The 17,332-nt window shown below is 61.8% G+C and carries 16 protein-coding genes; 8 read left to right on the top strand and 8 right to left on the bottom strand.

All coding sequences use genetic code 11. The features are described from left to right. The first annotated feature begins 90 nt into the window (after nucleotides 1-90). From BLQ09_RS16085 to BLQ09_RS16055, 7 genes are all read left to right on the top strand, one after another. Nucleotides 91-1,920 carry an extracellular solute-binding protein gene (locus tag BLQ09_RS16085; RefSeq protein WP_092357788.1) on the top strand — a complete coding sequence of 610 codons (1,830 nt, stop codon included), beginning with the start codon at nucleotides 91-93 and terminating at the stop codon, nucleotides 1,918-1,920. After that, nucleotides 1,917-3,761: an extracellular solute-binding protein gene (locus BLQ09_RS16080; protein WP_027606499.1), complete on the top strand. Its 1,845-nt coding sequence runs from the start codon at nucleotides 1,917-1,919 to the stop codon at nucleotides 3,759-3,761. The genes BLQ09_RS16085 and BLQ09_RS16080 overlap by 4 nt, the downstream gene beginning before the upstream one ends. Then, nucleotides 3,762-4,838 carry a microcin C ABC transporter permease YejB gene (locus BLQ09_RS16075; RefSeq protein ID WP_027606500.1) on the top strand — a complete coding sequence of 359 codons (1,077 nt, stop codon included), beginning with the start codon at nucleotides 3,762-3,764 and terminating at the stop codon, nucleotides 4,836-4,838. Between the two features lies 1 nt (nucleotide 4,839). After that, the gene (locus tag BLQ09_RS16070; protein WP_092357786.1) at nucleotides 4,840-5,859 is read left to right on the top strand and encodes an ABC transporter permease; all 1,020 of its coding nucleotides are present in this window, start codon (nucleotides 4,840-4,842) and stop codon (nucleotides 5,857-5,859) included. Between the two features lies 1 nt (nucleotide 5,860). After that, the gene (locus BLQ09_RS16065; protein WP_027606502.1) at nucleotides 5,861-7,474 is read left to right on the top strand and encodes an ABC transporter ATP-binding protein; all 1,614 of its coding nucleotides are present in this window, start codon (nucleotides 5,861-5,863) and stop codon (nucleotides 7,472-7,474) included. Between the two features lie 177 nt (nucleotides 7,475-7,651). Continuing rightward, the gene (locus BLQ09_RS16060; RefSeq protein ID WP_092357784.1) at nucleotides 7,652-11,098 is read left to right on the top strand and encodes a hypothetical protein; all 3,447 of its coding nucleotides are present in this window, start codon (nucleotides 7,652-7,654) and stop codon (nucleotides 11,096-11,098) included. A 73-nt stretch (nucleotides 11,099-11,171) separates the two neighbouring features. Continuing rightward, nucleotides 11,172-12,059 carry an AraC family transcriptional regulator gene (locus BLQ09_RS16055; protein ID WP_027606504.1) on the top strand — a complete coding sequence of 296 codons (888 nt, stop codon included), beginning with the start codon at nucleotides 11,172-11,174 and terminating at the stop codon, nucleotides 12,057-12,059. Here BLQ09_RS16055 and BLQ09_RS16050 read toward each other — a convergent pair. The 3 genes from BLQ09_RS16050 to BLQ09_RS16040 form a co-directional block, all read right to left on the bottom strand. Further along, complete coding sequence (locus tag BLQ09_RS16050) at nucleotides 12,001-12,588, bottom strand: LysE family translocator (protein ID WP_027606505.1); 588 nt, start codon at nucleotides 12,586-12,588, stop codon at nucleotides 12,001-12,003. The genes BLQ09_RS16055 and BLQ09_RS16050 overlap by 59 nt on opposite strands. A gap of 186 nt (nucleotides 12,589-12,774) precedes the next feature. Beyond that, nucleotides 12,775-13,404, bottom strand: coding sequence for a ribonuclease T2 family protein (locus BLQ09_RS16045; protein ID WP_092357782.1), 630 nt, complete (start codon nucleotides 13,402-13,404; stop codon nucleotides 12,775-12,777). Nucleotides 13,405-13,423: 19 nt separating this feature from the next. After that, nucleotides 13,424-14,404, bottom strand: a complete 981-nt coding sequence (locus tag BLQ09_RS16040; RefSeq protein WP_027606507.1) for a Gfo/Idh/MocA family protein — start codon at nucleotides 14,402-14,404, stop codon at nucleotides 13,424-13,426. 127 nt (nucleotides 14,405-14,531) lie between these two features. On the opposite strand from BLQ09_RS16040, the gene BLQ09_RS16035 reads away from it, so the two are divergent. After that, a complete protein-coding gene (locus BLQ09_RS16035) occupies nucleotides 14,532-14,894 on the top strand; it encodes an NUDIX hydrolase (RefSeq protein ID WP_027606508.1) in 363 nt (120 codons plus the stop codon). A 186-nt stretch (nucleotides 14,895-15,080) separates the two neighbouring features. On the opposite strand, the gene BLQ09_RS31300 is transcribed toward BLQ09_RS16035, so the two are convergent. The 5 genes from BLQ09_RS31300 to BLQ09_RS16015 all read right to left on the bottom strand — a co-directional run bounded on the left by BLQ09_RS31300 (nucleotide 15,081) and on the right by BLQ09_RS16015 (nucleotide 17,177). After that, nucleotides 15,081-15,257, bottom strand: a complete 177-nt coding sequence (locus tag BLQ09_RS31300) for a hypothetical protein (protein WP_169898243.1) — start codon at nucleotides 15,255-15,257, stop codon at nucleotides 15,081-15,083. 94 nt (nucleotides 15,258-15,351) lie between these two features. After that, entirely contained in the window at nucleotides 15,352-15,837 is a 486-nt protein-coding gene (locus tag BLQ09_RS16030; protein WP_092357780.1) for a periplasmic heavy metal sensor, read from the bottom strand. Then, nucleotides 15,834-16,259 (bottom strand): hypothetical protein, encoded by a 426-nt coding sequence (locus BLQ09_RS16025; protein WP_092357778.1) that lies wholly within the window; start codon nucleotides 16,257-16,259, stop codon nucleotides 15,834-15,836. The genes BLQ09_RS16030 and BLQ09_RS16025 overlap by 4 nt, the downstream gene beginning before the upstream one ends. Continuing rightward, nucleotides 16,256-16,834 (bottom strand): RNA polymerase sigma factor, encoded by a 579-nt coding sequence (locus BLQ09_RS16020; RefSeq protein WP_027606511.1) that lies wholly within the window; start codon nucleotides 16,832-16,834, stop codon nucleotides 16,256-16,258. The genes BLQ09_RS16025 and BLQ09_RS16020 overlap by 4 nt, the downstream gene beginning before the upstream one ends. A gap of 31 nt (nucleotides 16,835-16,865) precedes the next feature. Beyond that, nucleotides 16,866-17,177 carry a YXWGXW repeat-containing protein gene (locus BLQ09_RS16015; protein ID WP_027606512.1) on the bottom strand — a complete coding sequence of 104 codons (312 nt, stop codon included), beginning with the start codon at nucleotides 17,175-17,177 and terminating at the stop codon, nucleotides 16,866-16,868. Between the last annotated feature and the right edge of the window lie 155 nt (nucleotides 17,178-17,332).

Raw genomic sequence — 17,332 nt, 5'->3', positions numbered from 1 at the left:
CTCCAGTGTTCCCAACTGGCTTTTTCCATCCGGAACAAGCTGTTACTGTACCGATCATAAAGCCCAAGCCGCCTGGATCGGATCCCTGACTTGAAGCGTCCCCTCCTTCTACTAATAAGTCTGGCCTTGAGCTTTGGTGCGAACGCGACAATAACCGAGAGCCACGGTTACACGCAGTTCGGCACGCTCAAGTACCCGGCCAAATTCACCCACTTCGATTGGGTAAACCCTGCAGCGCCGAAAGGCGGGACCTTGCGGGTCATGGCATTTGGCACCTTCGATACCCTCAACCCCTACACGTTCAAGGGTTCAAGCCCGGTTTCCACCCCCAACTTCCTGCAATACGGCGTCAATGAGCTGAACGAGCCGTTGATGGTCGGCACTGGTCAGTACGCGCCTTCCGGCGACGAGCCCACCTCCAGCTACGGGCTGATTGCCCAGTCGGTGGAATACAGCGAGGACCGCAGTTGGGTGGTGTTCAACCTGCGTCCGCAGGCGCGCTTCCACGATGGCAAGCCGATCACGGCCTATGACGTGGCATTTTCCTATCGCACCCTGCTGACCGAAGGCCACCCCCAGTACCGCACCAACCTGCAGGAAGTGGCGCGGGTGGACATCCTCAACCCTCACCGCATCCGCTTTGTGTTCAAGCGTGCCGGCAACCCGTTGCTGATCCTGCGCCTGGGCGAATTGCCGGTATTGCCTCAGCACTATTGGAAAAACCGCGACTTCAAGGCGACCACCTTCGAGCCGCCCCTGGGCAGCGGGCCGTACCGTATCAGCAAGGTCACCCCTGGACGCCAGCTGGTGTTCGAACGGGTCAAGGATTACTGGGGCAAGGACTTGCCGGTCAACCAGGGTTTCTATAACTACGACAAGGTCGAGGTGGAGTTCTACCGCGACAGCGATGTGGCCTTCGAAGCGTTCAAGGCCGGCGAGTTCGACATTTATATCGAGCACCAGGCCAAGAACTGGGCCAATGGCTACAACTTCCCGGCGGTGAGCCGTGGCGAAGTGATCAAGGCGCAGATCGCCCACCAGATCCCGACCCAAAGCCAGGGCCTGTTCATGAACACCCGGCGCCCGACCTTCAGCCAGACCAAGGTGCGCGAAGCCCTGGGGTTGATGTTCGACTTCGAGTGGACCAACCGCACCCTGTTCAGCAGCGCCTACAAACGCACGCTCAGCTATTACCCCAACAGCGAATTCGCCGCTGCCGGGGTGCCAACCGGCCATGAATGGCTGATGCTCTCCCCCTACCGCGACCAGTTGCCGCCCAACCTGTTTACCCAAGCCTTCAGCCTGCCCCAGACCGATGGGCGCGGCATCCCCCGCGAAACCCTGCGCCACGCCCTGGCGCTGCTGGGCGAAGCCGGCTGGAAGCTGTCGGGCCAACGCCTGCTCAACAAGGACGGGCAACCGCTGCGCTTCGAGATCCTGCTGGTCAACCCGAACCTGGAGCGCATCCTGCAGCCCTATGTCGAGAACCTGATCAGCATCGGCATCGACGCACGCCTGCGCACCGTCGACCGCGCCCAGTACAAGCAACGCCTGGATCAATTCGATTTCGACATGATCCTGATCACCCTCAACCAGACCTTGAGCCCCGGCCTCGAACAGTGGCAGTACTTCCACTCCAGCCAGGCTGCAATCAAGGGCAGCAAAAACTATGCGGGCATCGCCAACCCCGTTGTCGATCACCTGCTGGAACAACTGCTGGCGGCGCAGACCCGCGAAGAACAACTGGCCGCCGGCCGCGCCCTGGACCGGGTGCTGCTGTGGCAGCACTACAGCATTCCCAACTGGTACCTCAACTATCATCGCCTGGCGTACCGCAACCGGTTCGCCTTTGTCACCACGCCGCCCTACAGCCTGGGCCTGAGCGCGTGGTGGCTGAAAGCTTCGGAGAAAGCCCAATGATGTATTTGCGCAATGTACTGCTCGGCAGCCTGTTGCTGTGCACCACGGCCCACGCCGCGCCGCAACACGCACTGACGCTGTACAACGAGCCGCCGAAATACCCCGCCGACTTCAAGCACTTCGACTACGTCAACCCGAATGCGCCCAAGGGCGGCACCTTCCGCGAGTCGAGCATGGGCGGCTTCGACAGCCTTAACCCGTTTATCAGCAAGGGCGTGCCGGCCGACAACATCAGCCTGATCTACGACACCCTGGCCATGCAGAGCCTGGACGAACCCATCACCGAATACGGCCTGGTCGCCGGCAAGATCGAAAAAGCCCCGGACAACAGCTGGGTGCGTTTCTACCTGCGGCCCGAAGCGCGCTTCCACGACGGCCACCCGATCCACGCCGAAGACGTGGTGTTCACCTTCCAGGAACTGATGAAGGAAGGCTCGCCGATCTACCGCACCTACTACGCCGATGTCGATGAAGTGGTCGCCGAAGACCCATTGCGGGTGCTGTTCAAGTTCAAGCGCACCAACAACCGCGAACTGCCGCTGATCCTTGGGCAACTGCCGGTACTGCCCAAGCATTGGTGGGCCACGCGGGACTTTGCCAAGGGCAACCTGGAGGTGCCCCTGGGCAGCGGGCCGTACAAGGTGGCCGAGGTCAAGGCCGGGCGCATGATCCGCTACGAGCGGGTCAAGGACTACTGGGCCAAGGACCTGCCGATCACCAAGGGTTTCTACAATTTCGACAACCGCATCACCGACTACTACCGCGACAGTACCGTGTCCCTGGAAGCGTTGAAGGCCGGGCAGTTCGACTACTGGCTGGAATTCAGCGCCAAGAACTGGGCCAACGCCTACAACATTCCGGCCGTGACCGAGGGCCGGCTGATCAAGGAAGAAATCCCCAACGGCAATCCTACCGGCATGCAAGGTTTTGTGTTCAATACGCGCAAGCCGATGTTCCAGGATGTGCGCGTGCGCAAGGCCATCAGCCTGTTGCTGGACTTCGAGTGGAGCAACAAACAGCTGTTCAACGGCGCCTACACCCGCACCCGCAGCTACTTCGAAAACTCCGAAATGGCCGCCACCGGCCTGCCCGGCCCGGATGAGCTGAAGATCCTCGAGCCCCTGCGCGACAAGATCCCCGCCGAAGTCTTCACCCAGGCCTTCGAGCCGGCCAAAACCGACGGCAGCGGCATGATCCGCACCCAGCAACGCGAGGCCTACCAACTGCTGCAGGAGGCCGGCTGGCGCATCGTCGACGACAAGATGGTCGACACCACGGGCAAACCGGTGACCATCGAGTTCCTGCTGGCCCAGACCGAGTTCGAGCGCATCCTGCTGCCGTTCAAGCGCAACCTGGCGGACCTGGGCATCGACCTGGTGATCCGCCGGGTGGACGTTTCGCAGTTCGTCAACCGTGTTCGCTCGCGGGACTTCGACATGATGGTGGGCAGCTTCCCGCAATCCACCTCGCCGGGTAACGAACAACGGGAATTCTGGAAGTCCTCCAGTGCCGACAAACCCGGCAGCCGCAACTACATGGGCCTCAAGGACCCGGCGGTCGACCAGTTGGTGGAAGAACTGATCGACGCCGACTCGCGCAACAGCCTGATCGCCCATGCCAAGGCCCTGGACCGTGTGCTGCAGTTCGGTTACTACGTGATCCCCAATTGGCACATCAAGACCTTCCGCGTGGCGTATTGGGACCACCTCGGCCATCCGAAAACCCCGCCACGCTATGACGTGGGCACCGCCACCTGGTGGGCAAAACCCAACGTAAAACCTGCCGTCACCCTGGAAACGGCTACCGACACGAGCGCCGATGCGGCGAGCGGAGGCGATTAAATGCTGGCCTATATTGTTCGCCGCCTGTTGCTGATCATCCCGACGTTGTTCGGGATCCTGCTGATCAACTTCATTATTATCCAGGCCGCCCCCGGGGGGCCGGTGGAACAGATGATCGCCAAGCTCGAAGGCTTTGAAGGCGCCACCAGCCGCATTGCCGGCGGCGGTGCCGAAGTCTCGGTGGCCGGTTCCAGCAGCTACCGTGGCGCCCAGGGCCTGGACCCGGCGCTGATCAAGGAAATCGAAAAGATGTACGGCTTCGACAAGTCGGCGCCGGAACGCTTGTGGATCATGGTCAAGAACTACGCCCGGCTGGATTTCGGCGACAGCTTCTTCCGTGACGCCAAGGTCATCGACCTGATCAAGGAAAAGATGCCGGTATCGATCTCCCTGGGGTTATGGAGCACGCTGATCATGTACCTGGTGTCGATCCCCCTGGGGATCGCCAAGGCCACGCGACACGGCAGCCACTTCGATGTGTGGACCAGCTCGGCAATCATCGTCGGTTATGCGATCCCGGCGTTCCTGTTTGCGATCCTGCTGATCGTGGTGTTTGCCGGCGGCAGCTATTTCGACTGGTTCCCCTTGCGCGGGCTGACGTCCAACAACTTCGATGAGTTGAGCTGGGGCGGCAAGGTGCTCGACTATTTCTGGCACCTGGCGCTGCCGATCACCGCGCTGGTGATCGGCAACTTCGCGACCATGACCCTGCTGACCAAGAACAGCTTTCTCGACGAGATCAACAAGCAATACGTGATCACCGCCAAGGCCAAGGGCCTGACCAACCACCGCGTGCTCTACGGCCATGTGTTCCGTAACGCGATGCTGCTGGTGATCGCCGGCTTCCCGTCGGCGTTCATCGGGATTTTCTTCACCGGCTCGTTGCTGGTGGAAGTGATCTTCTCCCTCGACGGCCTGGGCCTGATGAGCTTTGAAGCGGCGATCAACCGCGACTATCCGGTGGTGTTCGGCACGCTGTTTATCTTCACCCTGCTGGGGCTGGTGGTGAAACTGATCGGCGACCTCACCTACACCCTGGTCGATCCGCGTATCGACTTCGCCAGCCGGGAGCATTGAGATGAAACTGTCCCCCCTCAATCGCCGCCGGTTCGAGCGGTTCAAGGCCAACAAGCGTGGCTGGTGGTCGCTGTGGCTGTTCCTGATCCTGTTCGGGCTGAGCCTGGGCGCGGAGCTGATCGCCAACGATAAGCCCCTGGCGGTGCACTACGACGGCGACTGGTATTTCCCGGCGCTCAAGCGCTACCCGGAAACCACCTTCGGCGGCGAATTCCCCCTGGAAGCCAACTACAAGAGCCCGTATATCCAGGAACTGCTCAAGGCCAAGGACGCCTGGACCCTGTGGGCGCCGATCCCATTCAGCTACCAGAGCATCAACTACGACCTGAAGGTACCGGCCCCCGCGCCGCCTTCGCGCGTCAACCTGCTGGGTACCGATGACCAGGGCCGCGATGTGCTCGCGCGGGTGATCTATGGCTTCCGTGTGTCGGTGCTGTTTGCCCTCACCCTGACCGTGCTCAGTTCGATCATCGGCGTGATCGCCGGCGCCTTGCAGGGTTTCTATGGCGGCTGGGTCGACCTGGCCGGGCAGCGTTTCCTGGAAATCTGGTCCGGCTTGCCGGTGCTCTACCTGCTGATCATCCTCGCCAGCTTCGTGCAGCCGAACTTCTGGTGGCTGCTGGGGATCATGCTGCTGTTTTCCTGGATGAGCCTGGTGGACGTGGTGCGCGCCGAGTTCCTGCGCGGGCGTAACCTCGAATACGTGCGTGCGGCGCGGGCACTGGGGATGCAGAACGGCGCGATCATGTTCCGCCATATCCTGCCCAATGCCATGGTCTCGACCATGACCTTCATGCCATTTATCCTCACCGGCGCCATCGGCACCCTGACCGCCCTGGACTTCCTCGGCTTTGGCCTCCCGGCCGGTTCGCCGTCCCTGGGCGAACTGGTGGCCCAGGGCAAATCCAACCTGCAGGCACCGTGGCTGGGCATGAGCGCGTTTGCCGTGCTGGCGATCATGTTGAGTTTGCTGGTGTTTATCGGCGAGTCCGCTCGCGATGCCTTCGACCCGAGGAAATGAGATGAATCAGGACAATCTGATCGAAATCCGCGACCTCTCCGTCGAGTTCGTCACGGGCGCGCATCACCACCGTGTGGTCAACAACGTCAGCTTCGATATCAAGCGCGGCGAAACCCTGGCCCTGGTTGGCGAAAGCGGCTCAGGCAAATCGGTGACCGCCCACTCGATCCTGCGCCTGCTGCCCTACCCGCTGGCCCGGCATCCGTCCGGCACCATCACCTATTCCGGCCAGGACCTGCTGACCCTGAAGGAAAAGACCCTGCGGCATATTCGCGGCAACCGCATCGCGATGATCTTCCAGGAGCCAATGACGTCGTTGAATCCGCTGCACTGCATCGAGAAGCAGATCAACGAAGTGCTCGGCCTGCACAAGGGCCTGACCGGCAAGGTCGCGACCCGGCGCACCCTGGAACTGCTGGAACTGGTGGGTATCCCCGAGCCGCACAAACGGCTCAAGGCCCTGCCCCATGAACTGTCGGGCGGCCAGCGCCAGCGGGTGATGATCGCCATGGCCCTGGCCAATGAGCCGGAGTTGTTGATCGCGGATGAACCGACCACGGCCCTCGACGTCACCGTGCAGTTGAAGATCCTGGAGTTGCTCAAGGAATTGCAGGCGCGTTTGGGCATGGCCTTGCTGTTGATCAGCCATGACTTGAACCTGGTGCGGCGCATTGCTCACCGCGTCTGCGTGATGCAGCAAGGCTGCATCGTCGAGCAGGCCGAGTGCGAGACGCTGTTCCAGTCGCCCCGACACCCTTACACCCAGGAACTGCTGGCGGCCGAGCCCAGCGGTGGCCCGGCCAGCAACGACGTCGGCCCGCCGTTGCTGGAAGTCGATGACCTGAAAGTCTGGTTCCCGATCAAGAAGGGCTTCTTGCGCAACACCGTCGATTACGTCAAGGCGGTGGACGGGATCAACTTCAGCCTGCCCCAGGGCCAGACCCTGGGCATCGTCGGCGAAAGCGGCTCGGGCAAATCCACCCTGGGCCTGGCGATCCTGCGCTTGATTGCCAGCAAGGGCGGGATTCGTTTCGAAGGCCAGCAGCTGGACACACTGACCCAGCAACAGGTACGCCCGTTGCGCCGGGAAATGCAGGTGGTGTTCCAGGACCCGTTCGGCAGCCTGAGCCCTCGCATGTGCGTCAGCGAGATCGTCGGCGAAGGCCTGCGCATCCACAGGATGGGCACGCCGGCCGAGCAGGAAGCGGCGATTATCGCGGCGCTCAAGGAGGTGGGCCTGGACCCTGAGTCCCGTCATCGCTACCCCCATGAGTTCTCCGGCGGCCAACGCCAACGCATCGCCATCGCCCGCGCACTGGTGCTCAAGCCGCGCCTGATCCTGCTGGACGAACCGACCTCGGCGCTGGATCGCACCGTGCAACGGCAAGTGGTGGAATTGCTGCGCAGCCTGCAGGCCAAGTACAACCTGACCTACCTGTTTATCAGCCATGACCTGGCGGTGGTGAAGGCGCTGAGTCACCAACTGATGGTGGTCAAGCAGGGGCAGGTGGTGGAGCAAGGCGATGCGCGAGCGATTTTCGCTGATCCGCAGCATGGGTATACGCGTCAACTGCTGGAAGCGGCCTTTCTGGTGCCCTGCCCGGAGCGCCTCTGAGCGATGAACACGCCCACCTCCTGCGTGGGCGTGCCTCGCCATTGGATCACCGTGGCCGCCTACTCGACCTACAGCAACTCGGGATGACGCAGGCTATCAAGCTCAGGTAAAAACCCCCGACCATGAAGTTCCGCTCAAGAGCGTTTTCTTGGGCAACCTTGAAACGGAACTTCATTCATGTACGAATTTGCCCCGCTGATTGCCGCTGCGGCGACCGAGCCACTGCCTGCCAGCCCCGTCTTGTTTGCCACCCAGGATGATCTGAAGCTGATCAACAGCCTGGTTGCACTGCTGTCACCCGCCGTACCGCACAATTGGACGCTGCTGGGGCCTCCCGCGTTGATCGCGGTCGACCGCAATTCCAGGCTTGGCCAATGGATGGTGCTGTTCGGCAAAGCTATCAACCAGAGCGTGTTCCTGGCATGGGCCGACGCGCAGCACCTGGAGTATCGAAGCATCAAGGTCATGGGAAGCTCCCTGCACGCCAATGTCATTCACGAGGACCAAATGACACCCAGGGCCTTTCATCTTCATGACGACCCAGGCTGGCTGGAAGTGTCCGCGCCGATCCTGGGCATCTCCGAGATCATTGATCCCAACCAGCTGGGCGTGCCCTATATCGACTTGCCAAACGGGCACAGTACGTTTGAATTGCCACTCGAGTTGACGCTGGCGTTCTACGGCTACACGTTGCCCAAAAACCAGATCCAGGCGCGGATGATTGTCGATGAGCTGCAGGCCTACCATGCCTTTCCAACGATGGGTGACAATGGCCGCGCGCAGTCGGCGACACGCCATGAAATGCACGCCCAGCACCTGGATTTGCTGCAACTGGCCGATAACCTCGAGCAATGCATGGCCAGCGCGGCAGCCACGGATGAACCCCATGACAGCTACCTCGCTTACCGCCAGCGCCTCACGCTGAGGTCTGACTCTTTCGTAGCGCACACCTTGAAAGAAGCCGCGCAATTACTGCAGAGCGTGATCAATTCGATCGAGTTCACGCAGACGTTCCCGACTGCGCTGGGTCCCGATGAATACTTTATTTATTCCGGCGAGGATCATTCCCTGCGGGCCTCATCCGCGCAGATCCAGGGGACCAGTATCAGCCTGCGTACACACCTGGGCGGTGCGCCAGTGGCGGGTCGGCTGATTCGCCTGGCGCAATATGCGTCGTTGCTGGGAGAACAGGTGGCCTCCAATAACAGCCTGAGCCTGGCGCAGCTCATGCACTTCTACGCCATCGAGGTCCCCCTCCAGGCCAGCGAGGTGCACGCCCTGATCGCGCGCCTGCGCCAGTCATCCGTGCCTGGGCAGCCGTACTGCAGTGAAGCGGCCCAGGATGCGCAATGGCTCAAGCGCAAACAAAACAGCCTGAGCGCCCTGAATAACTTCAATCGGCTGCAGACAGAGCTGGAGCGAGTCAGCGCTGGCAAACAACCCGATGAAAAGGTCGAGCTCGACGATACGGTCGAGCTGGACACTGACTCGATGTTCTACCAGTTGCTGGAGGAGAGCGCCGAAAAACTGCTGATGATGATCAAGCACAGATCATTTGTCGCCATTTGCGTGAAACGCGGTATCGACGACGAAAAGGCGCTGGTACTGCTGACTGAAGAGGGGTACGTGGGCGCGGACGACAGGGACGGCAGGCGCAGAAACCTCACGGACGATATCGTCTCCAGTCCAGCGCTCAAGCGCTGTCTCACGCCCTTGCAGGAGCTGGCCAAACAATTGGGTGGCGAGCTGCGCAGTGATATGAAGGCCACCCTCAAGCAGTTGATGAAGTTCCTGCGCATGCCCGAAGTGAAGACAGCGGAGCAGGCCCGGCAGGCGGCGCACTACCTGAGGGCCGTCAGGGCTGCGACACCACGGCTGGGCAACTACTGGCAGGGCCTGGGCCAGCCGCAGCCGTCATTGCTGACCTTATCCAGCACACAACGCCGACAGGTATACGAAGCGCAGCAGGCATTTGCACAGGCGCAGGGAGCGCCCCTGTTCAAGTGGCTCGGCGAACCTTGTTGGGCGGGCAAGAGTGCCCCCAGGATCCGTGCCGAAGCGGACATGCTGCTGAACCAGATGGTGCAGAGCCCGCGCAGCCAGCTATTGGTCGAGCGCCTGGACACCCTCGTCATCTGGTCCGATGCAGCACTGCATGGCACAACGCCGCAACAGCGCCGGCAGACGCTGCTGCTCAGCGCGCTGATCCTGAGCCTGGACGAACAGGCCGGCACACAACGCAACCTGGTCGGCGGGCTGGCCATCGACACCGATTACTACTGGGGTGACAACTGCGCACTGGTGCGCAGCAATCTGGAAGCCCTCCTGCGCCAGACCCTTCTGGAGGGTGCACCATTGGCCGCGCATTTGCTGCTCAGTGGCAGCGCGCCACAATTGCTCGTGCGCAACATCCCCGAAACCTTGCCTTACCTGTGTAACCAGAACTGGGTCGTGTTCAAGCAGTTCGTCGATTTCATCGAGCTGAAAACCCCTGGCGCCAGCCGGTACATGACACTTGAGAACATCATGACCCTGGTCCATAACCCTGCCACGACGCTCAACCGGGAATTCTGGGCGCTGCCTCCTACGGTCGATCCCGTCCTCGACTGGGCGCGTGCCAATGGCGTGGTGGATGCGACGGACACGGACCTGCCCTTTAAAGGCGAGCTCGCCGTGCGCACCTATGAGAAACAGAAGCGCACACTCAACGATGCCTTCGGATCGCTGCACACCCCCTATCCGGATCAGAAGGAGGCGGCATTGAGGTACCTGCGTGAGGTCTATCCGGATAACGCTCACCTGGACAAAACCGTGTTCATGCCGGCGCCCTTCCTTCCGCCCGGTATTCGCTATCCGCAAGTCAGCACCCAGGATATTTCCTTTTCCCTGGCCGAACTGTATCTGGCCGGTGAGTTAAAGCACATGGAACGCTGGAGGGCGATTCAGCCACAGGTACGTGTCAACAGGTTTTCGCCGCCCTTGAGAACGCTCAAGGACCACAACGCTGATGAAAACTTCCACGCCGCGCTCGAATCCATCCGTGAGAGTTATATCGTGTACATTGCCTACCTGCTGGCCTGCCTGCCGCTGCCCAGGCGTGTCAGCCTGGAGCAGGGAAACATCGCACTGTACCTGCTGCGCAAACCGTCCCCCGCTGCCCGGGACACGATGATCACCGCACATTTTGGATGCCTGTTGCGTGTTCGCTACCAGCGGGATCGCTACCTGCTGCAACTGCTGCCCAGGCAGATGCTGGTCACGCAGCTGGCCAACCCGCCATCCGGCTTGCTGAATGACCCGGTCGCCCCAGGCCCTGTTCAGTTGCAGATCGATTGGAGTGCTTATCTCACCGGTTCCGAACCCGTGGCGGGCGCCAGTTCGCAGGTCCTGCTCAATCCCCTGGACACCACCCTCATAACGGATACCCAGGGTGACCCCGCCCCCATACCGAAGTCCTGGCAATCGGCACGACTCGAAGCGATTGCCAGGATGGTCGTTGACCAGTGCCTGCTCAGTAACCACCGGGATCTGAGTGAGTCCACGCAGAACCTCAACAATGTGGAAAAGGTCCTGCTGATCAACAAACGCCGAAACGAGCGTTTGCACAATCTGAAACCCTATTAAGTCATCGGCTACCCAAACGCCAGGGTCTGTGCAACGATCCGTTTCTGATCTTGACTGCCCTGGAGTCGCGCCCATGACACCGTCCGCCCCTTTCCCCGCCGCACCGCGCTTCTGGCGCGACGAGCGCCTGCCGTTCATCGAAGCGCGCACCATCGCCGACGGGCGCAAGGTCACTTACACCCGTCACGCCCATGAGCATTTCTCCATCGGCGCGATCACCACCGGGCGCAGCTATTACCATTACGGCGCCGATACATTCCAGATCAGCGCCGGCACCGTGGTGTTGATGAACCCCGGCGATGTGCATGCCTGCAACCCTATCCACGACCAGCCCTGGTCCTATCACATGCTCTACCTCGATACGCCCTGGCTGACCGAATTACAGTACCAACTGGGCTTCAGCACCGACCAGGGTTATCGCGCTTTCAATACGCCGTATACCCGTGACCCGCTGCTGTACAGCGGCTTGCTGGCGTTGTACCGGATGCTGGTGAACGAGCAGGCCGAATTGCTGCAAAAGCAGAGCGCACTGGTGAGCTACTTCACTGAAGTCCAGCAGCGCCTGAACCCTTCACCCACACCGGTGCGCGAGGTCAACCACAAGCTGGAGCGAGCCGCCGAGTACATCCGTGCGCACTGCACCGAGGCGTTGAAACTCGAAGACATCTGCCAGGCGGCCGAACTGTCGCCGTCCTACCTGATCCGCGCCTTCAAGCAGTACTACGGGCTGACGCCCCACGCGTTCCTGGTCAACCAGCGCATCCAGTTTGCCCGCACCCAGCTGCGCAAGGGCGAGTTGATCGCCGACGTAGCACTTGCTGCGGGCTTTGCCGACCAGGCGCACTTCCAGCGCACCTTCAAGCAACATTTCGCCGCCACCCCCGGGCAATACCGCGAGGTGCTCAAGCCATCAGCAAATAACCCACACTGGCCACCAGCAACGCGGCCATCGAGCGGTTGAACAGGCGCACGCCGTGGGGATTGTCCAGGTAACGGCGTAGAAAGGTCCCGGCATAGGCCCAGCACGCCACCGACAGGTAGCAGATCACCAGGTAGAGACTGGCAAACAGCCAGACTTGCCGCCCATCGCCGTCGGCCACAAACAGGCCCATACCCGCCACACAGGCCAGCCAGGCCTTGGGGTTGAGCCATTGCATGATCGCGCCGTAGAGCATGGATGGCGCTGTCGCGCTGCCCTCTGCGTCGAGCTGGCCGTCATCCACCGCCAGTTTCCAGGCCATGTACAGCAGGAACGCCACCCCGCCCCACTGGATCAACTGGGTCAGGATGGGCCAGCGCACCAGCACCTCGTGCAGCCCCAGGCCGATCAGCACCAACAGCAAGGTAAAGCCAACGGCAGCGCCGAACACATGCTTCTGGCTGGCGACAAAACCGAAGCGCGCGCCTGAACTCAGGGCGACCACGTTGACCGGTCCCGGCGTGATGGACGTGGCCAGGGCGAAGGCGGCCATGGAAATGATCAAGCTCATTGCGGTTCCCTTTTTATGATGAGGCGTAAACAGGGTTCCACGGTATAAGGCCGGGTCAAATCGGTATTGAACAAAATCACCCTGGGGCGTGGACCACACAGTCTTCGACGCCACACACCCGCCCATCCTCAGCCAGGATCTGGACCTAGTGCAGTGGCTTGGGCAAAGGTGTGTGGATGCCGGCGTTCAACGCTGCGTTGGGATGCGAATTTCGCCATCCCGGCATTGGGTTTTCACACTGCGCGGGCAACCGGCGAAGGCCAGGTCCTTGGTCAGGCACACACGCACCTCCGACAGCACCTTGCCTTTGCAGATCACCGCCAGCCCATGGTTGCCCATGCGCGGGTTGCTTTCGCGAAACAGCGCCTCGATCTCGCGGGCCGGCAACGACGGCGGCGTGTTGAACGGTTGCAGTTGCGCAGGGATGGCAACCACGCCCAGCGCCGCATCGGTTTTCTCCAGGTATGCCAAGGGATCCAGCCCGCTGCAGGTGCCGTGCTTGGCCCATTCGTGGGTGAGCAGCGAGCGCGTCGGGAACAGCGCCGCGCCTTTGTCCATCTCTTCGCGGCTCAAGCGCGATTGCGGCGCGCAGGTCGCCGGCCACCCTCCCCGCGCGTATTGCGGCCACAAGCCGTGCAGCACAAAGCCGTAGCCCTTACCCGAACACTGCTCGTTGTCCGGGTGCGTCAGGCAGAAGGTCGGCGACCATGACAGCGACAACACATAAAAATCAAATTCCCCAGGCGTCCCTTGGCTACGCGGGGCCGCCATCGCCGTTGTGGCAAGTGCCAGCCACAGGATCATCCAGTATTTCATTGAGCTATTCCTTGGAAAATCATCCCGGCAGATTGGGATTTCGTTGCAGGACCTTGTCCAGGATCCGATCGGTCTTCAACGCCTCGATGGCCAGCGACGGATGCTCGGCTTCGCCGCGAATATGCGCGTTCATGGCCACTACGTGGTGCCATTGGATATGCGGGTGGCATGGCACTTCCAGCACCTCGTTGGTCTCGCCCTCCAGGTGCAGCGGCTGGTCTTCGAAGACCGAGAACTGGATGCGCCCACGGCTGCCGATCAACTCGACCCGGTCCTCACGGCGGTCGGCGACGAAGTTCCAGCAGCCCATGCCCAGCGCGCCCGAACTGAAGGTCCAGCAGGCCGTCACGGCGTCCTCGGCGGCATAGTGCCCGGCCTGTCGTGCCGTAAAGCCCGCGACCTCGACAATATCCCCGGCCAGGTACTGGAACAGGTCGAAACCGTGGCTGGCCAGATCGGCAAAGTAGCCACCACCGGCAATGCTCGGGTCGGTGCGCCAGTTGGCGGCGCTGGCGTCCTCGGCGGCCGGCGGTTTGCACAGGGTCCAGGTCAGCTGGCGTAACGTGCCGATGCGCCCGTCCTGCAGCCACGCGCGCACTTGCTGGAAGCGTGGCAGCGAGCGCCGGTAGTAGGAAACAAACAGGTGCAGCCCGGCGCGCTCGAAAGTGCGCTGCATCAGCGCGCTCTGTTCGGCGTTCAGCGCCATCGGCTTCTCGACGCAGCAATGCTTGCCGGCCGCCGCCACCATCAGGCTGTATTCCAGATGGCTGTCGGGCGGCGTGGCGATGTACACCGCGTCCACTTCGGGGTCGTTGATCAGTGCCTGGGCGTCGGTGTAGTAACGGGCAATCCCATGGCGCGATGCATAATCGCGCACCGCCTCCTCGCGCCGCCCCATCACGGCCACCAGCGCCGAACCTGGCGCTTTGTAGAAAGCGGGTCCACTCTTCAATTCAGTGACACTGCCACACCCGATCATGCCCCAACGTACGCTGCTCATCTGTTTTCCTCGTCCGTTTTCATCAATCGGGCAGTATCCACATCCCCACCGCGGCGCGCCATAACCACTTAGCATGACAATTGCATTACACTTTTATGACACTCATCCCGCTGCGGGGGCACAGACGATGAAAATACGCGCAACGGTCATTTGCGAACACGAGGGGCATATCCTCTTCGTGCGCAAGGCCAGGTCAAAATGGGCCTTGCCGGGCGGCAAGGTGGAACGGGACGAGCGCCCGGTCGGTGCGGCCGAACGGGAGCTGGAAGAAGAAACCGGATTGAACGTGGACGGGCTGCTGTACTTGCAGGAGCTGAAGGCCCGCGACACCGTGCACCATGTATTTGAAGCCTCGGTGGTGAATATCGCGGATGCGCGGCCGCTGAACGAGATCGTCGACTGCCAGTGGCACGCCTATGGCGCAGTGGACCAACTGGACACCACCGACGCCACGCGGCACATCGTCAAAGCCTTTCTCCGGCGTCTGTAATACAGCGCCCAACCTGCTATCCAGCCCCCTTCGTTAGACCAGGCCATTTGCTCTCTGCCGTTCGACAAAGGATCTGTCGAGCGGCAGCCGCTGTGTATGTCAAAGGCACCCACATGGCCTGGTGAAGGGCGGCAGGCGGAGGTATCAGTGGCGAGGGCGCTTCCCCTCACCGCTGGGGGCTAAGACTCAAAAACCGATCTGGGACGGGCCACTTCCTGCCGCCGGTTCTTCTCCCGGGCGTTTCACCCGCGTTTGCTCTGCCATGTCCTCCGGTTGTACGCCGCCGAAATTGGTGATCGCATCCAAAGAGTTGGGTTGAGCAGCAGTCTGCGCGGGACCTACGATGTTAGAGCTATCGATCATCGTTCTTTACCTTCTTGCTCTACCCAACGGAATGTCGGGTTTCTCTGAGCTCTACCTTCGTGGCACTTTGAGATTTCCAGTTCCATCAGCCTGCTCACGACCGAGGTTCTTTGCCTGCCAACTTTGCTTGGGCCTTTGCCTGCCCGCGCCTGTACAAGGCCTCCACCAGCTGCTGCCGTTCATCCTGGGGCAAGGTATTGGCGAACTGCGCCAGGGTACCGTCCACCAACGCCCGCAGCGCCATATCGGCCTCCCGTGCCTTGGCCAGTTCCGCTAGCAACGCCTCACGATCCAGGCTCGGCGCTTCCAATTGCTTGATCACCCCCAGCCGCGCCTCACGCCCGGCCATGATCAGCGGCTGGCTGTCGTCACGATTGCGGCGCAGCAGTTGGCGCAGTTCCCTGCGCCGCTCCGGCGGCAACTTGACCATCGCCTGGCGCAGGCCATGCTGGTTGACCACCGCTTCGGCGGGCCGGGCGTTGGCCATCCAATGGTAGAGACCGCCGCCCACCCCACCGATCAAAAATACGTTGAGCAGGATCGAGACAAACAACCACGGCTTCAGGGATCTGGTGGTCATTGTTCGGTTTCCTCGGCATTGACGCTGAAGACGACTTCCGCGTCGCCCTGATCAAAGACACTGGGCAGCACGTCGGAGGACAACATCGGCAGCGGCACGCTCATGGACGCCACCAGCATCCCGGTGACGATGCCGGCAATGCCCGCACCGACAAGGCCGGCGGGCGATAACCAGTTGGCATGGCGTGACCAGAATGAGCGTGGGGCGGATTGGCGTATCTGCCGGACCAACGCCGGGTCGGGGAAGGCCAGTTGATGGCTGTCCAACTGGCTGTCAAGCCAACGCGCCTGCTGCAAGGCTACACGGGCATGTACGTTGCCGTTGTCGAGCAACGCCTGGGCCGTTGCCCGTTCTGCCGCGGGCCAGCGACGCAGGTCCGCCCCATAGACGTCGGCCAGGTACACAAAGCGTTCGGGTGTCATGATTTTCCCCTTCCTGGGCGGGCAAGCCCGGGTGTATCGGCAAGTTGGCTGCGCAACTGGCGTCGGGCCCGCGACAGCAGGCTCTCCAGTGCCTCGACGCTGATATTCATCAGGGCCGCGGCGTCGATGTTCGACAGCTCCTGGTAGTACTGCAACACGATGGCTTCGCGCTGGCGTTCGGGCAAGGCCGCCAACGCGGCGGCCATGCGTGTACTGCGGTCCTGGGTCTCCAGCTGCTCTTCAGGCGATGGCGAGCTGTCTGCCACCTCCACCGCCGCCTCATCGCTCAGCGGGCGCTCCTTGCGTCGCCGCAAGCGGTCGTGGCACAGGTTCAGCGCGACCCGATGCAACCAGGTGTCGAAACGCGCCTCGCCACTGCGCCAGTGGGCGGCCTGGCGCCAGATGCGCAGGAAACTTTCCTGGGCCACGTCCTTGGCCTCGTCGGCGTCCCCCAGGATCCGACTGGCGAGCGCCAGCAAACGCGGGAGCTTGCGCATCACCATCTCGTTGACGGCGGCAGGTTCGTTATTGCCGATACGCGCCAGCAGCTCAACGTCCGGATCAGTGTCTTTCAATCGGGCAGTTCTCAGGGCCAAGGGTCAGGGTTCAGCGGATCCAATGCCCTTCGCGCCAGTACCAGTTCGGGCCATGGGCTTCCCAATGGCCAGGCTCCCAGCGCCCATGACGCATCACGGGCTGCCAGTGGCCCGGCACCCAGCCGTAACCGCGCCCTTCCCAACGCCAGTGGCCAGGGTCCCAGGCATAGCCGGGGCGCTCGGCCGGGATCATTTCCACGCGCTGCGGCGGCGGCGCCTGCTGGAGGATGATGTCGGTCTGGGCAAACGTCGGGGTGCTGACAAACGCGGCGAGGGCCAGCGGAGCAAGCAAGGCAAAACGCAATGTGGCCTGGGGTCTCATGGCAACTCCTCCATGCAACCCGCGAAAGTGCAGGTTGCTGATGGGTTGAACGGCGCGTGCGCAAAAATCCGTCGCGGGCTGCGCAGATTTTTCAGCAGGGGGCGAGACCAGTATTGCTCGGGGGCTGGCGGGGCTTGATGAAATGTTTGAAAGGA

Source organism: Pseudomonas sp. NFACC25 (genome assembly GCF_900100935.1).
Lineage (GTDB): Bacteria > Pseudomonadota > Gammaproteobacteria > Pseudomonadales > Pseudomonadaceae > Aquipseudomonas > Aquipseudomonas marginalis.
The sequence above is the reverse complement of the archived record's forward strand: the minus strand, read 5'-3'. Positions and strand labels throughout refer to the sequence as shown.

Coding starts and splice junctions, on each gene's coding strand:
- BLQ09_RS16080 (WP_027606499.1), top strand. CDS start 1,917: ATGATGTATTTGCGCAATGTACTGCTCGGCAGCCTGTTGCTGTGCACC.
- BLQ09_RS16075 (WP_027606500.1), top strand. CDS start 3,762: ATGCTGGCCTATATTGTTCGCCGCCTGTTGCTGATCATCCCGACGTTG.
- BLQ09_RS16070 (WP_092357786.1), top strand. CDS start 4,840: ATGAAACTGTCCCCCCTCAATCGCCGCCGGTTCGAGCGGTTCAAGGCC.
- BLQ09_RS16065 (WP_027606502.1), top strand. CDS start 5,861: ATGAATCAGGACAATCTGATCGAAATCCGCGACCTCTCCGTCGAGTTC.
- BLQ09_RS16060 (WP_092357784.1), top strand. CDS start 7,652: ATGTACGAATTTGCCCCGCTGATTGCCGCTGCGGCGACCGAGCCACTG.
- BLQ09_RS16055 (WP_027606504.1), top strand. CDS start 11,172: ATGACACCGTCCGCCCCTTTCCCCGCCGCACCGCGCTTCTGGCGCGAC.
- BLQ09_RS16050 (WP_027606505.1), bottom strand. CDS start 12,588: ATGAGCTTGATCATTTCCATGGCCGCCTTCGCCCTGGCCACGTCCATC.
- BLQ09_RS16045 (WP_092357782.1), bottom strand. CDS start 13,404: ATGAAATACTGGATGATCCTGTGGCTGGCACTTGCCACAACGGCGATG.
- BLQ09_RS16040 (WP_027606507.1), bottom strand. CDS start 14,404: ATGAGCAGCGTACGTTGGGGCATGATCGGGTGTGGCAGTGTCACTGAA.
- BLQ09_RS16035 (WP_027606508.1), top strand. CDS start 14,532: ATGAAAATACGCGCAACGGTCATTTGCGAACACGAGGGGCATATCCTC.
- BLQ09_RS31300 (WP_169898243.1), bottom strand. CDS start 15,257: ATGATCGATAGCTCTAACATCGTAGGTCCCGCGCAGACTGCTGCTCAA.
- BLQ09_RS16030 (WP_092357780.1), bottom strand. CDS start 15,837: ATGACCACCAGATCCCTGAAGCCGTGGTTGTTTGTCTCGATCCTGCTC.
- BLQ09_RS16025 (WP_092357778.1), bottom strand. CDS start 16,259: ATGACACCCGAACGCTTTGTGTACCTGGCCGACGTCTATGGGGCGGAC.
- BLQ09_RS16015 (WP_027606512.1), bottom strand. CDS start 17,177: ATGAGACCCCAGGCCACATTGCGTTTTGCCTTGCTTGCTCCGCTGGCC.